Raw genomic sequence first — 13,607 nt, forward strand, 5'->3', positions numbered from 1 at the left:
GGATTAAAAACCTAAAGGGACTCCTTCCCCTTTGGGATCTGACACGCCAATCAGACGGTCTCCCTCTCTCACTACGGCAAATACTTTCGCACGATGCCTAATATATTGGACTTGGTAAAATGGTAATTCCGTTTGCGGAAAGGAGTCTTTTATTTCTGGATCTAAAAAAATACGATCTGGTTGGAATTGGTGGTGAATTCTCGGATAAGAAACACTTTCATAAAGACCCTCTTTTTGGACCAAATACCGGTATAAGGTATTAAAAATGGATGTTGGGATCTGCGAACCGCCGGGAGCTCCAATCACCATTTTGGTTTTCCCAACCTCATCCAGAAGGATGGTTGGACTCATACTGGAAAGAGGAGTTTTCCCAGGTTCAATGGAATTGGCCTTGGAACCTACAAGTCCGTAAAGATTCGGAACACCGGGTGCGACTGCAAAGTCGTCCATCGTATTGTTGAGAACAAGACCAGTGCCAGGGACCATCTGCACTGCCCCAAAAATTCCATTGATGGACTGGGTGGAAGAAACAGCATTTCCGTCCTTATCCATAATCGAGATATGTGTGGTATTATAAGATTCAGGTTTTTTACTTTCTTCTTTTTGCCCGGGCCAACTTCCCGAAACGATTTTTTTTTCAATTTCGTTTACTTCCTCTTTGGCATACCCTAAAGACAAAAGTTTCGGAACAGGTACTGTTGTGTAGAATGGATCTCCTCCAAATTCGGCTCGGTCCCTGTAAGCTACCCGCATCGATTCAATGATGCGAATCATTTCCCCCACATTCCCCGAAGGAAAGGACTTTCGTTTTTGCATTTCCGAATACAAATTCATCATCGTTACGAGATGCACACCAGAACTAGGTGGTGGCATGGTAAGGACAGTATGTCCCCAACTCGAACTTACCAAAGGATCCGTCACCCGAACTTGGTAGGTTTTGAAATCATCACTAGTGATAAAGTTTTCATATTCAGAATAATAGTTGGTCACCAGTTGAATGGTTTCCCCTTCGATAAACTCTTTCTCTGCATTTTCAACAATGCGTTCCAAAGTTTTTGCCAGATCTTCTTGGATGAGAAGTTCACCTTCCCGGATGGCCCGGTTATCAATCCCAAAAACTTTTTTCATGGCTGGATTCATTTCTGGCCAAGTTTTCGAGATCACATTTGCTAAATCAGCATACACAGAAAACCCATTTTTCGCATAACGAATCGAAGGTGCCAAAATTGCATTTAAAGGTAATTTCCCATGTTGTTTTTGGATTTGTAAAATTCCCTGAACGTTTCCTGGAACCCCTGCACTGTAGGCACCTTTTAAAGTTTTACCAGAAGCCACTGAGCCATCTGGATTTAGATAAAAAGAAGAAGTTCCTTTTTTTGGTGAACGTTCTCTGAAGTCGTAAGCCCATTTTCCCTTTTGGGGCAAAAAAATGACGGCAAATCCACCCCCGAATAAACCTGTGGAATGAGGACGAAGGACTGAGATCGCAAAACTAGAAGCGGCAAAAACATCCACCACATTCCCCCCTTGTTTCCAAACTTCCATTCCTGCTTGAGAGGCCAGAGGATGGTCGGAAGAAATGATGATCTCTTTTCCCGAAAATTCATAACGTGCCCGTTTTGTATCTGCTCCCTCAATCTGTGGGAGATGAATTTTTGTCTCTTCCTTTCCCGAAAATGATCCTTGTAAAAAAGGAATCGTCTCACAACTGTTAAAGACAAATAAAACAAGGAAAAGGAGGCGAATCTGGAAAGGAAAATTCAATCGAAGATCCCCATTTGCATTTTGGCTTCTTCGCTTGCCATAGAACGAGGTTCCCACTTCGGATTCCAAACGACATGGACCACCGCTTCGTTAATCCCATCTACCCGAAGGGCATGGTTTTCAATGTCTTGTTTCATCTGGGGGCCGGCGGGACAAGCAAGCGAAGTATAGGTCATAGTGATGTCCGCTTTTTCACCTTCTACCTTGATATCATAAATCAAACCTAGTTCAATGAGTGAGATGCCGATTTCCGGGTCTTCCACCATACGAACACTATGGAATACTTCCCATTCCTTTTCTGTTTCTGGATCACGAATCATAAATTACCCTCTCTGAATTTTAATAAGGTCTGCCAAGGAAGGAGACCACAACGATAACGGCCGGGATGGTTACGAAGAACCTTCCAAAAGGATATCTCTTCTTCGTCCCCAATCAAACAAGAATCCTCACCATCCAAAAAATTTTTCCGATCTAGTAGATAAGACTGGAATTGGTTGGGAGTAAGGTCTTCTTTCTTTCGAAAAAGAAGACCTGCTGCAGCCGAGCAGATCGAACAAGACTCACCACCAAGTCCCAAAATTTGGAAAATATGGTCTTCTTTCTCTTGGTAATAAATATAAATTTCATCGCCGCAAAGAGGATTAAGCCCTTTTAGTGTTTGGTAAGGAACCGAAGGTTTCTCCCATAACCCGAAGGATTTCCATCGTAGGAAATCTTCAAATTTACTTTCTTGCGACACGACCAAAGATTGATTTTACTTTTTCAATCGAATGTACGAGGGCATCGATGTCTTCTTTTGTATTGTATAAATAAAATGAAGCACGACAAGTCCCAGGAATGGACAATTGTTTCATAAGAGGTTGGCAACAGTGATGACCCACACGAATGGCAACACCTTCTTCATCCAGAATGGACCCAACATCATGAGGATGGATTCCGTCCATGGTGAAGGATACAACTCCTCCTCTTTTGTCTAAATCTTCGGTTCCATAAATACGAAGGCCACCAATTCGATAAAGCCGATCCAAAGCATACTCGGTTAACATCCGTTCGTGTTCTTTGATGTTTTTCATCCCTACTTTTTGTAAGTAATCAAGTGCATGGCTAAATCCAATCACACCAGCAATGTTGGGAGTCCCTGCTTCCAGTTTTGCCGGAAGTGCTGCATAAGTAGAAGTTTCCAGCTCCACAGATTCGATCATGTCTCCACCACCAAGCCAAGGTGGCATAGCTTCCAGAATTTCCTCTTTTCCAAAAAGAACTCCCACACCTGTAGGCCCAAGCATCTTATGGGCGGAAAAAGCATAAAAGTCCACATCCATATCCACCAAATGGATGGGCATATGACAAGCTGCCTGCGCCCCATCCACTAAAACTTTTGCCCCCACTTGGCGGACACGATTGATAATCCTTGTTAAGTCATGAACCGTTCCTGTGACATTGGACATCTGGCTTATGGCGACAAGTTTTGTTCTTTTGGTGATGATTTCGTTTAAGTTAGATAAATCGTAAGTAGTATCTTCCTGGATAGGAATGAACTTTAAAAATGCTTTTTTCTCTAAGGCCAACATTTGCCAAGGAACTAGATTGGAATGGTGTTCTTGGACGGATAAAACAATCTCGTCCCCTTCGGAGATATTGGTTCGACCCCAAGTCTGTGCCACTAAATTGATGGCATCAGTTGTTCCACGAGTGAAGATGATTGCTTTTGCACACTGTGCTTGAAAAAAATGAGAAGTTTTAATCCTAGTGCGTTCAAAAAGTTCGGTTGCATGTTGGGATAAATAATAGACTCCCCTATGGATATTGGCGTTGTCGTTCGTATAATATTGATTCGTTGCATCAATCACCGACTGTGGTTTTTGGGAAGAAGCACCATTGTCTAAATACACAAGCGGTTTGCCATTTGGCAAAATACGAGATAAAATAGGAAAGTCCTTTCTGATTTGGTAAGGATCTAAACTCATACCGCCTCCAAGTCTACTTCCAAATCGGCTCCGTTCACACGAACAGGAAAAACCACAAGGGGTTCTGTAGCAGGAAGAGCTAGTACCTTTCCCGTGCGTACATCAAACTTTGCAAAATGCCTGGGACAAGTGATGACACAACCTTCTAATTTTCCACAAGAGATTTCTTCTCCGTCATGCGTACAAGAATCTTCAAACGCAAAGAATTCCCCTTCGACTTTTGTCACAACAAGATTAAAATGACGGGTTTTGACTACCACCAAACTGCCTTCACCAACTTCGGAAACAGAGATTAATTTTTTAAAGGCCATCATTTGCCTCCTACAAGAATCTCTTTGATTTCAGATTCTAATGATAACTTTACTTCTTCTGAAAATCCAATCGAATGAATGGTTTCACCATAAAAGGCAGTGACAAGTAAAGACTTTGATTCTTCTGGAGTCAGTCCACGTGACAAAAGATAAAAATACTGTTCCTCATCAATGTCTCCGACAGTTGCCCCATGTGTACAAGATACATCTTCTGCAAGGACTTCCAATTTAGGATTGGCCTCTGCTCTTGCTTTTTTATTCAACGAAAGGTTAAACGATTCTTGGTGAGCAGTCACCTTCTTTAAGTTTGGTGGAATGATTAAATTTCCCGTAAAAATATGGTGGGATTTATCAGTCACAATGGCTTTGTAACTAATTTTACTAGTGGTAAAATCCGCATGATGGAACATTTCCATATCTAAATCTTTTAGGTTTCGACCACCAAGAGCTGATACCCCATCTACAGTCACTTCCGCACCTTTCCCAAGTAAATGAGCATGCAAAAACAATTTAGAACGAAATCCACCCATTGGATAATAGTGATATTTTATATGGGAATCATTTCGGCCAAGAATACAAACATTACGGAATCGGTATAAATCCGGATCACTCGATTCACGATCCAAAATCTCCAAATAAGAAGAATCTTCTGCAATATAAAAATCCAAAGCCGAAGTCAGATGTAGGTTATCCGAATCATGTTGGTTTTTGAATTGGATTTGTGTTTTGGTTGTTTTTCCTTTTGTGAGATAAAAAATCCGTACAGAATGTTTTGGTTTATCCCCTTCTTCTTCAAAATCGAAATCCGATTCTCCTTCTTCCAAAAGTATCATCTCGTATTTAGGCGCCGCAACCAAACTAAGAAAGGCAAAGTAATCCTTCGGTGTGTATTTTAAAATAGCTTCAAAAATGGAATCAATGACTTCTTCAGATAATGCCTGTTCTGCTGAATTTTCTTCAGACGAAACACTATTGATTTCCTTTGGATCAAATTGTAATTCGTTCCAATCCACAGAACCAATTGGGAATTTTCTCCATGATTCTTCTGAATCATTTGGAATTTCTAACTGATTCCAAATTTCGAGTAAGGATGAATAAAATTTTGGATTTTGTTCTTTTGTGAGAACCAATCGATTTTTTATGAGTGAGGAATTCATTTGACCCCTTCTCTCTCCAAAATCCAATCATAACCAACTTCCTCTAGTTTTAAGGAAAGGTCTTTGCCACCAGTTTCTAAAATTCGTCCATCAGCAAACACGTGTACAAAATCAGGAACAATATAATTAAGCATCCGTTGGTAATGGGTGATGAGAAGAATGGAACGTTCAGGATTTCGATTCGAATTGATTCCTTCCGAAACAATGCGAAGTGCATCAATGTCCAAACCAGAATCAGTTTCATCCAAAATGGATAAAACTGGTTTTAACAAACTCATCTGTAAAATTTCTGCTCGTTTTTTTTCCCCACCGGAAAAACCATCATTCACATAACGCCCGATAAATGACTGAGGCACTTCCAAAAGATCCATAGACTGTTTTAATTCTTGTTTGAATTCTTTGACGGGAACTTCTTTTCCCCTATGCGCTTTGAGAATGGATTTTAGAAAATTTCCAATGGTAACACCAGGGAGAGAAGTTGGGTATTGGAAGGACAAAAAGAGCCCAAGCCTTGCCCTTTCATCGGTTGTTTTGTTTAAAATGGACTCTCCTCGAAAGAGAATGTCCCCCGATGTGATGGTATATTTTGGATGGCCAAGGATGACATTGGAAAGGGTACTCTTTCCTGACCCATTGGGTCCCATAATGGCATGAACCTCTCCGGGTCCGATGGTGAGATTGACTCCCCGGAGGATCGTTTTGTCCCCTACACTAGCGTGCAGAGATTTAATTTCGAGAATAGCGGACAAGGTGGTATCCTGTATTGTATGTATTTAGAATGATTCTATAATTTAGACGAATCCCTTCTACCAGGAAAAAGCACCACTCAAAAAAAACAAGATTCTATTCCGACCAACCCACCTGTGCAATCAGGATCTTTCCATCCATTAGCGAGAAGGTAAAAATCACATATTGGTTTTGGTTTGAAATATCATACAAAGGGTAAGTGACCCCCCATTTTTTGCGAAACCGCTCCGACTCTTCTTTGTGTTTTAAAAAGTAGGGTTTCCAAGCGTAATTGTTTCCAATTTGTCTGGTTCTTTCCAAATACCCGCCATTCAAACGATCCAAATCGTAAGTGGGAGTGATTTGGTAACCCTCACCGTCACAAACAAAGACTTTGAGGATCTCTCTTGGCAAAGAGCCTAGGATTTGGCCAAACCGATAGGAGAATTCATCCTCTTTGACATCAGAAAGTTCATAAAACAAATCTTGGAGTTGGTCAATGATCCTCTGTTCCCTGACTCCTTTTTCCCGTAATTCCGTAGAACGAACACTGGAAAAGTTTTCGAGTACTGTTTTCATTTTATCAGAGAATGTATTGCGGTTGAGAAAATGTGGATTGGGAGTAGAAAAGTAGAAACCTTGTAATAGATTGGCACCCATGGAAAGGGCAAGATTTACCTCTTCCTCGGTTTCAATCCCTTCAAAAAGAAGTTGGCTTCCGAGTTTTTGAGACATCTCCGAAATGGCACCGAGGACTTGTTTGAAGGAATTTTTGTTCAGACTCTCTCGCATGATGCGAATGTCGACTTTCATAATGTCAGGGTGTAAATATCCAATTCGTTCCAAATTGGAAAATCCTGTTCCCAAATCATCGATCGCAATTTTTAAACCATAGTCTCGAAAAATTTGAACAATTTGGATCAGACGATCAATCGATCCATCAAATTCATCTTCCGTGATTTCGATCACAACTTGGTTGCGATCAATTCCGTATTTTTCAATGAGTTGGATGATATGGAAGTTTTCGGCAAAAAGATCAGTGTGATGGACCCTTGAAAGAAAGTTTGGCATCATATTGAAAAAGAGTTTGGTCCGAAGATTACTCTCTTTCAAAGTCTGGACTGCCTTTTCCCTAAGGATGCGGTCAATATTGTACACCGGAACCGGATCCTGGTCCCGATTGTGGAAAAGCCCACCTAAAGAATGGTAGGTGTTTTCCTCTGGATTGAACTGACGTCCAAGCACTTCATAAGCTGAAATAGAGCGATTGATCGCATTAACGATGGGTTGGAAATGAGGGACAAAGTATGTCTCGTTCCAAAACTGGTTTCCTTCCGTTGATTCCGTTGTGAACATGGTTCCCTTTCGTCCAGGCTAGAACTAAGTTCAAAACTGACAAGTCAAAATCCCTAAATTTGAGACAACTTCAAGGAAAAATGACGCAAATTTGACCCAAATATGTCAAATTGCCTTAGATTGAATACCCATCTGGGACAGCTGTGTGGCGTGGAACCACGATGATTCCTTCTCGAATTCGAATGTATTCGTCTTCATATTCCTGGAGATTTTGTTCGTTTAACAGACGCACGTTGGCTCCTATGGCACAGTCTTTGTCGACAATTGTCCGTCGTATTTCGCAGTTAGGCCCAATCCCAATGGGGATCTTCCCTGACTTCCGATCAAAGTATCCATAATGGTCAAGACCCATAATGATGGAGTCATAGATCTTGGTTCCAGAGGCAATGAGTTGGCGCACCCCAATGATGGAACGATGCACCTCACATTGGTTCAAAATGGTTCCTTCTGAAATGAGAGCTTGGTTCACGACTGCTTGGATGATTTTGGAAGGAGGGAGAGCCCTTGCCCTTGTATAAATCGGTGTTTTTTCAAGGTATAAATTGAATTTAGGGATATGATCGGTTAACATCAAATTGGCTTCGTAAAAAGCTTTGATGGTTCCGATGTCTTCCCAATAACCGTCGTAAGTATAAGCCTTCACTTTTCTTTCTCGGATGGCCTTGGGTAAAATTTCTTTTCCAAAGTCAGCCATATTGCGATCTTCTAGTACATCAATGAGAGTCGATGTGTTAAAAATATAAATTCCCATATTCGCAAGGAAGTTACCTTGTTTTGTGCGACAGGATTCCACTTGGGTGATCTCTTGGGGTTTTTCAATGAACTCTTGGATGAACCCTCCTACTCCCGATTTGACAATCCCAAGTCCATAAATTTGGTCTTCAGGGATTGCATTGGTAGCCACAGAAATTTCTGTTTCTGGATCCATCAAATGGCTCTGCATAAAATCAGAGAGGTCCATATTATAAAGTTGGTCACCAGAAAGAATGAGGACATATTTCGGTTTTTGTTCTCGAATATAGGGAAGGACTTTTCTTACGGCATCCGCTGTCCCTTCAAACCAATTGGCGCTGGATACAGTTTGTTCAGCGGCAATGATTTCGACAAAACTCTTTTGATGGATATTGTTTGTCGCATAGGTTCGGTTGATATGGCGATTGAGAGAATAAGAATTAAATTGGGTAAGGATAAAGATCTTTTCAAAACCACTGTTAAGTGAATTGGAAATAGGAATGTCAATGAGTCGGTATTTTCCACCAAAACTGACCGCAGGTTTGGATCTTTTTTCTGTTAGAGGTAATAAACGAGTTCCTTTTCCCCCACCTAAGATGATGGTCAATACTTCATCTTTTTTAAGAATGAAGTCCACACAATCAATAGAGTCTTCTTGAAATCGCATACCTTCCCTTGTAATTCCATTGGACGAAAAAGCAAGAAAAGGTTAAAAAGATTTCTATTTTTTTAAGAGAGCCTCTAAGATTTGTTTTCCATCCATCTTTCCCGTATATGGATTTACGGCTCTTTCTGGATGGGGCATCATTCCTAGAACGTTTCCAGCTTCATTACAAATCCCAGCAATATCATGTAAAGAACCGTTCGGATTTTCTTTATAACGAAAAACCACCTGTCCATTTTTTTCTAATCGTTCTAAAGTATCTGCATCAGCAAAATAAGCGCCTTCGCCGTGAGCAATCGGAATGGATAGTGTTCCTTTGATTTCTTTTGCGATCCTATTTTCCGAAACGGGAACGAGGTCCACATCTTTACAAATGTATTTTAAAGTTCGATTATGAAGTAAGGCACCAGGAAGCAGGCCCGCTTCAGTGAGGATTTGGAATCCATTACAAACTCCTAATACCTTTCCGCCTTGGTTTGCGTATTTGACTACGGATTCCATTGCGTTCGAAAACTTCGCCATAGCACCACATCGTAGATAATCTCCAAAAGAGAACCCACCAGGAAGCACAACTAAGTCAGGTTTATCTGAAAAAGATTCCTTGTACCAAGTGTAGTCTACCTGAGCTCCAAATTCCGATTCAAGAACCGACCCTACATCTTTATCACAATTGGAACCAGGAAAGGTAACCACCCGAACCTTCATACTTTCTCCACAACCAACCGGTATGTTTCAATGACTTGGTTCACTAAGACCGATTCACAAATTTCTTTGGCAAGTGTCTCAGCCTCAGCAAAAGATTTGGCATCGATTTTCATTTCGATGTATTTTCCAACTCTTAAGTCAGAGATAGAACTTTTCCCTTGGTCGTGAAGGGTGCGGAGAACGGTTTGGCCTTGTGGGTCAAGGACCGATTCTTTGAGAGTGACGTTTATTTTTGCGACAAACATAGCGTGATTTTATCTTCCAATTCCAAGTATTTTTTACGTAGTTCTAGGATCAAGGATTCGGGCAAAGCAGGTGCGGGAGGATTTTTGTCCCAATCGGTGGATTCGAGCCAATTCCGTAAAATTTGTTTATCAAAACTGGCAGGGGTTTTGCCAAGTGCATAGGTGGACGCATCCCAATACCGCGAAGAATCCGGAGTGAGGATTTCATCAATTAAGATGGGATTTCCATTCACCAGGCCAAATTCAAATTTTGTATCACAAAGAAGGATCCCTTGGTTTGCCATTTGTTTATGGGCTGCATTGTAAAGCTTAAGAGATAGGTTTTTCAGTTTGGAAAATAGTTCCTTACCGACTTCTTCTTCCATTGTTGATTCACTTACATTTTCATCATGACCGGAATCATTTTTCCGAGCAGGTGTAAAGATTGGTGTTTCAAATTGGTGTGATTCCAAAAGACCTTGGGGATAACGAACATGGGCAATCGTCCCATCTGTTTTGTATTCCTTCCAAGCCGAACCTGTCAAATACCCACGCACTACACATTCAAAATCAATTCGTTTTGCTTTTTTGACAAGGACTGAACGATCCCTTAGAGATTCCTCATTTTGAAAGGGAGGGGGAAATTTAGAAACATCATCGGTTATCAAATGATTCGGAATTTCTGGGAAATTGCGAAACCATGCGGTAGAAATTCTTGTGAGAATTTTTCCTTTGTCCGGAACAGGTTCTTCAAACACAACATCAAATGCAGAAATTCGGTCTGTAGCGACTAGAAGAAGAGAATCTCCCAAATCATATACATCCCTTACTTTTCCTTTATAACTAGGAGTTGGAATCATAACTGTATACACACCATTGCCATATCATCACTCGGAGTGGACGCTCCACAAAATTCTAATATTTTCGATTGTACTGACTGTAGAATATCTTTTCCAGACTTTACGGATTCATGAAAGATATCCTTCATTCCTTCTTCTGTAATATATTCCGACTTTGGGTTCATTGCTTCACTTGCCCCATCGGTATACATAAAAAACATTGACCCTGTTTTTAATTGTACAGTTTGTACTTCATCATTTGCCGCAAAATTAATTCCCATAATCATGGGACTCATTCCTTTTAAAAACTTTGTTTCACCATCCATATAAACAATGGGTGCCGGATGGCCTCCGTTGATATAAGAAAGTTTTAAGTCTTGATTTAGAATCGCATAACAGAAAGTAATCGCATAATCTTCTGGTAACACTAATTCCATGTTTTTTCTTAAATGTGCCACACGTTCTCTAAGATCCATAGTAGACACTAAGTTAAATAATTGCATTTTGAACATGGCACCAATGAGGGCAGCACTCGGTCCATGCCCAGAACAATCAGCAATGACAATATGGAGTTTTTTTTCTTCGATCCAAGAATCAACAAAGTCCCCACCTATTTGTAAGTAAGGATGGAACAAGGTCTGTGCTTTGATCCCGTTCCAGATAAAACTTTTTTCTGGGATGAGTTGGTCTTGGACTCGCCTTGCGGTCTGTAATTCTTTTTCGTATTTACTTTTTTGTCTGTACAACTCGTCCTGTAAGTCCTTCAAACGAATGACAGAATGAATTTTTGCGACTAGTTCCCTTTTATTGAAAGGTTTGTTAATAAAATCATCGCCACCATTTTTCATGGCTTCTTGAAACCCTACTTCTCTTTCTATCGAAGTGATGAAGAGGATCGGAAGGAGTTTGAACTGATCCATCGTTCGAAGTTCCCTACAAAAAGAAAACCCATCTTGGACCGGCATATTTACATCTAACAAGAGTGTATCGATTGCCGTGTTTAACAATACCAAACGTGCTTCTTCTGCAGAAAAGGCTGTGTATGTTTTAAAACCTTCTTGTTGCAAAAGGTATTTCAAAAGTTCCACGTTTTCAGGAACGTCATCTACGATGAGAATGGTATGAGTGGATTCTTCTTTTGGCATATTTTAATCCAGTTCCGCTTTCAGTTTGGATCTAATATCTTGGATTTTTTCACTACGGTTGGAAACAAGAAAAAGGAAAAGAAAGAGAAAGTGGAAGGCAATTACCCCAAGCCACATACTCTGTTTCATATCAGAATCCATTCCCCCTTTTCCCAGAACACTACCAGGATGGTTTCCTGGATTTTCAATCCACCGAATGGCACCCCAGGTAAGTACAGCACTCACAGCACAGAGGACGGAAAGATAAGCAGAAAGAATGGCTTTTTTGGATTTGGCAGGAACTAAATAACGGAAAATAAAATAACTTACCAAGGAAATACAAAGAATAAAGAAGGATTGTAACCTAGCATCCGTTTTGTCCCAAGGAACTCCCCAGGCGCTATAGGCCCAAATGGGGCCAGAAAACAAAACTCCAACCGCAAATAAAAAGGAAAGTTGGTTTGCGGTAAAGGCAAGTCTATCCCAAAGCAAATTTCTGGTAAAAAGAAAAATTAGGGAAAAAACAAAAGAAAGGATTGGGCCATATAACGCAACCCAGGCGACAGGCACATGTAAATAAAAAATCCTGTGACTTAGTCCTTGTTCCAAAATGACATTAGGATACACTAACGAAAAGATAACGGCAAAGACAAGTGTGGCGCACACAACGAGATAAAAACCGATGTCGAAAACAGGGTGGAATATCCGAATCTTACGTTCCATTTTATTCCAAATTTTCAAAGATAGAAAGAAATTCTAGGAGAAAACAAGGTCTCAGTGCTCATTCCTTAGAATCTCAATCATCACCGAACCAAGCGTTGCATAAAAAATCATAAAAAACAAGAGAAGTCCCACGGAAGGTAGGTAAAACCCTGGTTCCAGCCAATACCGATGTTCCGCTTCCAACCCAAAAAGAAATAGTGGAATGGAAAACGGAAGTTGCAACAAGGGAATGATAATTTCTTTCAAACGACTCTCAAAAGCAATGAGCCCAAGGGAAACTCCAAGGAACACAAGTGACCCACTGCCAAGGTTTGCAAAAAGCCATTCTCCGAAATACCGATCCATACTCATGTTTTGAAAGAAAACAGAAAGGACCAAAACAAGGGCACCATTCACAAGGATGGTACAAAACCAAATGGCAAAGGACTTGGCCAAATAAAGGGAAATAGGACTCACAAAAGAGAGACTGGCCTCCCAACCCATCGATTCTCGTTCTTCCCAAAGGCTTTGGCTTACAATCACAAAGTTAAGGATAAAAATAATGGCCCATTTGATCCCACGTACACTTCTTTCCGTTAACATCTCATTTACTTCAATTGAGGTATAAAAAATAAATACCACAGAAACACTCAAAGTAAAAAGAGAAAGGATCCCACCAAGAGACCTACCAATCAGATAAAATTCTTTTTTAAGTAAGGTGAGTAACAATAGCACCCCCCTTTTCAATTTGTAATTGGGATGTACATTTTAATTCGTCGGGAATCGAATGGAGGACAGCCAAAATCAGTTTTGATTTGGATTCTTCATTGAGAAGGTCACTGAGAATTTTTGAGGAATCAGCATCTAACCCGGTGTAAGGTTCATCAAACAAAATCACTTCTGCCGATGAAAGTAGAACCCGAAGGATGGCAGCTTTTTGTTTCATTCCACGTGAAAAGGTGTGAATGGGATCCCAAATCCGTTTCTGTAACCGGAAAGATTCTAAAAGATGGTTTTTCCTTGATTGGTCCAAAGGACGCCCGTCTAACTTAGCAAAATATTCTAAATTTTCTTCTAAACTTAAGGAGGAGTAAAATCCCAACTCATGACCGAGATAACTCAATTTTTTTTTGCCTTGGTTCCAAGTCCATTTGGGAGAAGAAAGAGAATGGTGGTATATTTCTTTGAGGAGAGTGGACTTCCCTGCTCCATTTTCTCCGAGCACAGCCACAAGGCCTGTCTCAAAAAAAGAAAGATAAATCTCTTTCAGTAAGACCTTTTCGCCGACAGTTATAGTAAGCGCTTTTGTTTCCAAAAGGGTTTGGTTCATTCTACA

16 protein-coding genes are annotated in these 13,607 nt (G+C 40.6%); all 16 read right to left on the reverse strand.

Going from position 1 to position 13,607, the window contains the following annotated elements; translation table 11 throughout:
- Window positions 1-3: 3 nt before the first annotated feature.
- A complete protein-coding gene (ggt, locus tag EHR01_RS05130) occupies window positions 4-1,764 on the reverse strand; it encodes a gamma-glutamyltransferase (RefSeq protein WP_135693622.1) in 1,761 nt (586 codons plus the stop codon).
- Entirely contained in the window at window positions 1,761-2,084 is a 324-nt protein-coding gene (locus EHR01_RS05135; RefSeq protein ID WP_135693623.1) for a metal-sulfur cluster assembly factor, read from the reverse strand. The genes ggt and EHR01_RS05135 overlap by 4 nt, the downstream gene beginning before the upstream one ends.
- A complete protein-coding gene (locus EHR01_RS05140; RefSeq protein ID WP_135693624.1) occupies window positions 2,081-2,503 on the reverse strand; it encodes an iron-sulfur cluster assembly scaffold protein in 423 nt (140 codons plus the stop codon). The genes EHR01_RS05135 and EHR01_RS05140 overlap by 4 nt, the downstream gene beginning before the upstream one ends.
- Entirely contained in the window at window positions 2,487-3,731 is a 1,245-nt protein-coding gene (locus tag EHR01_RS05145) for a cysteine desulfurase (RefSeq protein WP_135693625.1), read from the reverse strand. The genes EHR01_RS05140 and EHR01_RS05145 overlap by 17 nt, the downstream gene beginning before the upstream one ends.
- The gene (locus EHR01_RS05150; protein ID WP_135693910.1) at window positions 3,728-4,042 is read right to left on the reverse strand and encodes a Rieske (2Fe-2S) protein; all 315 of its coding nucleotides are present in this window, start codon (window positions 4,040-4,042) and stop codon (window positions 3,728-3,730) included. Before EHR01_RS05150 ends, EHR01_RS05145 begins: the two co-directional genes overlap by 4 nt.
- The gene (locus EHR01_RS05155; RefSeq protein WP_135693626.1) at window positions 4,042-5,199 is read right to left on the reverse strand and encodes a SufD family Fe-S cluster assembly protein; all 1,158 of its coding nucleotides are present in this window, start codon (window positions 5,197-5,199) and stop codon (window positions 4,042-4,044) included. Before EHR01_RS05155 ends, EHR01_RS05150 begins: the two co-directional genes overlap by 1 nt.
- Window positions 5,196-5,948: a Fe-S cluster assembly ATPase SufC gene (sufC, locus tag EHR01_RS05160; RefSeq protein WP_004783640.1), complete on the reverse strand. Its 753-nt coding sequence runs from the start codon at window positions 5,946-5,948 to the stop codon at window positions 5,196-5,198. Before sufC ends, EHR01_RS05155 begins: the two co-directional genes overlap by 4 nt.
- A gap of 94 nt (window positions 5,949-6,042) precedes the next feature.
- A complete protein-coding gene (locus EHR01_RS05165; protein ID WP_135693627.1) occupies window positions 6,043-7,281 on the reverse strand; it encodes an EAL domain-containing protein in 1,239 nt (412 codons plus the stop codon).
- A gap of 115 nt (window positions 7,282-7,396) precedes the next feature.
- The gene (locus EHR01_RS05170) at window positions 7,397-8,680 is read right to left on the reverse strand and encodes a sugar phosphate nucleotidyltransferase (RefSeq protein ID WP_135693628.1); all 1,284 of its coding nucleotides are present in this window, start codon (window positions 8,678-8,680) and stop codon (window positions 7,397-7,399) included.
- 54 nt (window positions 8,681-8,734) lie between these two features.
- Window positions 8,735-9,382 (reverse strand): phosphoribosylformylglycinamidine synthase subunit PurQ, encoded by a 648-nt coding sequence (gene purQ, locus EHR01_RS05175; protein WP_135693629.1) that lies wholly within the window; start codon window positions 9,380-9,382, stop codon window positions 8,735-8,737.
- The gene (purS, locus tag EHR01_RS05180; protein ID WP_135693630.1) at window positions 9,379-9,627 is read right to left on the reverse strand and encodes a phosphoribosylformylglycinamidine synthase subunit PurS; all 249 of its coding nucleotides are present in this window, start codon (window positions 9,625-9,627) and stop codon (window positions 9,379-9,381) included. The genes purQ and purS overlap by 4 nt, the downstream gene beginning before the upstream one ends.
- The gene (locus tag EHR01_RS05185) at window positions 9,609-10,466 is read right to left on the reverse strand and encodes a phosphoribosylaminoimidazolesuccinocarboxamide synthase (RefSeq protein WP_135693631.1); all 858 of its coding nucleotides are present in this window, start codon (window positions 10,464-10,466) and stop codon (window positions 9,609-9,611) included. Before EHR01_RS05185 ends, purS begins: the two co-directional genes overlap by 19 nt.
- Window positions 10,463-11,590, reverse strand: a complete 1,128-nt coding sequence (locus tag EHR01_RS05190) for a PP2C family protein-serine/threonine phosphatase (RefSeq protein WP_135693632.1) — start codon at window positions 11,588-11,590, stop codon at window positions 10,463-10,465. The genes EHR01_RS05185 and EHR01_RS05190 overlap by 4 nt, the downstream gene beginning before the upstream one ends.
- Before the next feature lie 3 nt (window positions 11,591-11,593).
- A complete protein-coding gene (gene ccsA / locus EHR01_RS05195) occupies window positions 11,594-12,292 on the reverse strand; it encodes a cytochrome c biogenesis protein CcsA (RefSeq protein ID WP_135693633.1) in 699 nt (232 codons plus the stop codon).
- Between the two features lie 51 nt (window positions 12,293-12,343).
- Window positions 12,344-13,000: a heme exporter protein CcmB gene (locus EHR01_RS05200; RefSeq protein WP_135693634.1), complete on the reverse strand. Its 657-nt coding sequence runs from the start codon at window positions 12,998-13,000 to the stop codon at window positions 12,344-12,346.
- On the reverse strand, window positions 12,981-13,601 hold the full coding sequence (locus EHR01_RS05205) for an ABC transporter ATP-binding protein (protein WP_135693635.1): 621 nt from the start codon (window positions 13,599-13,601) through the stop codon (window positions 12,981-12,983). Before EHR01_RS05205 ends, EHR01_RS05200 begins: the two co-directional genes overlap by 20 nt.
- Window positions 13,602-13,607 lie beyond the last annotated feature (6 nt).

The organism is Leptospira mtsangambouensis (assembly GCF_004770475.1).
Lineage (GTDB): Bacteria > Spirochaetota > Leptospiria > Leptospirales > Leptospiraceae > Leptospira_A > Leptospira_A mtsangambouensis.

Coding starts and splice junctions, on each gene's coding strand:
- EHR01_RS05135 (WP_135693623.1), bottom strand. CDS start 2,084: ATGATTCGTGATCCAGAAACAGAAAAGGAATGGGAAGTATTCCATAGT.
- EHR01_RS05145 (WP_135693625.1), bottom strand. CDS start 3,731: ATGAGTTTAGATCCTTACCAAATCAGAAAGGACTTTCCTATTTTATCT.
- EHR01_RS05150 (WP_135693910.1), bottom strand. CDS start 4,042: ATGGCCTTTAAAAAATTAATCTCTGTTTCCGAAGTTGGTGAAGGCAGT.
- EHR01_RS05155 (WP_135693626.1), bottom strand. CDS start 5,199: ATGAATTCCTCACTCATAAAAAATCGATTGGTTCTCACAAAAGAACAA.
- EHR01_RS05165 (WP_135693627.1), bottom strand. CDS start 7,281: ATGTTCACAACGGAATCAACGGAAGGAAACCAGTTTTGGAACGAGACA.
- EHR01_RS05170 (WP_135693628.1), bottom strand. CDS start 8,680: ATGCGATTTCAAGAAGACTCTATTGATTGTGTGGACTTCATTCTTAAA.
- purQ (WP_135693629.1), bottom strand. CDS start 9,382: ATGAAGGTTCGGGTGGTTACCTTTCCTGGTTCCAATTGTGATAAAGAT.
- purS (WP_135693630.1), bottom strand. CDS start 9,627: ATGTTTGTCGCAAAAATAAACGTCACTCTCAAAGAATCGGTCCTTGAC.
- EHR01_RS05185 (WP_135693631.1), bottom strand. CDS start 10,466: ATGATTCCAACTCCTAGTTATAAAGGAAAAGTAAGGGATGTATATGAT.
- EHR01_RS05190 (WP_135693632.1), bottom strand. CDS start 11,590: ATGCCAAAAGAAGAATCCACTCATACCATTCTCATCGTAGATGACGTT.
- ccsA (WP_135693633.1), bottom strand. CDS start 12,292: ATGGAACGTAAGATTCGGATATTCCACCCTGTTTTCGACATCGGTTTT.
- EHR01_RS05205 (WP_135693635.1), bottom strand. CDS start 13,601: ATGAACCAAACCCTTTTGGAAACAAAAGCGCTTACTATAACTGTCGGC.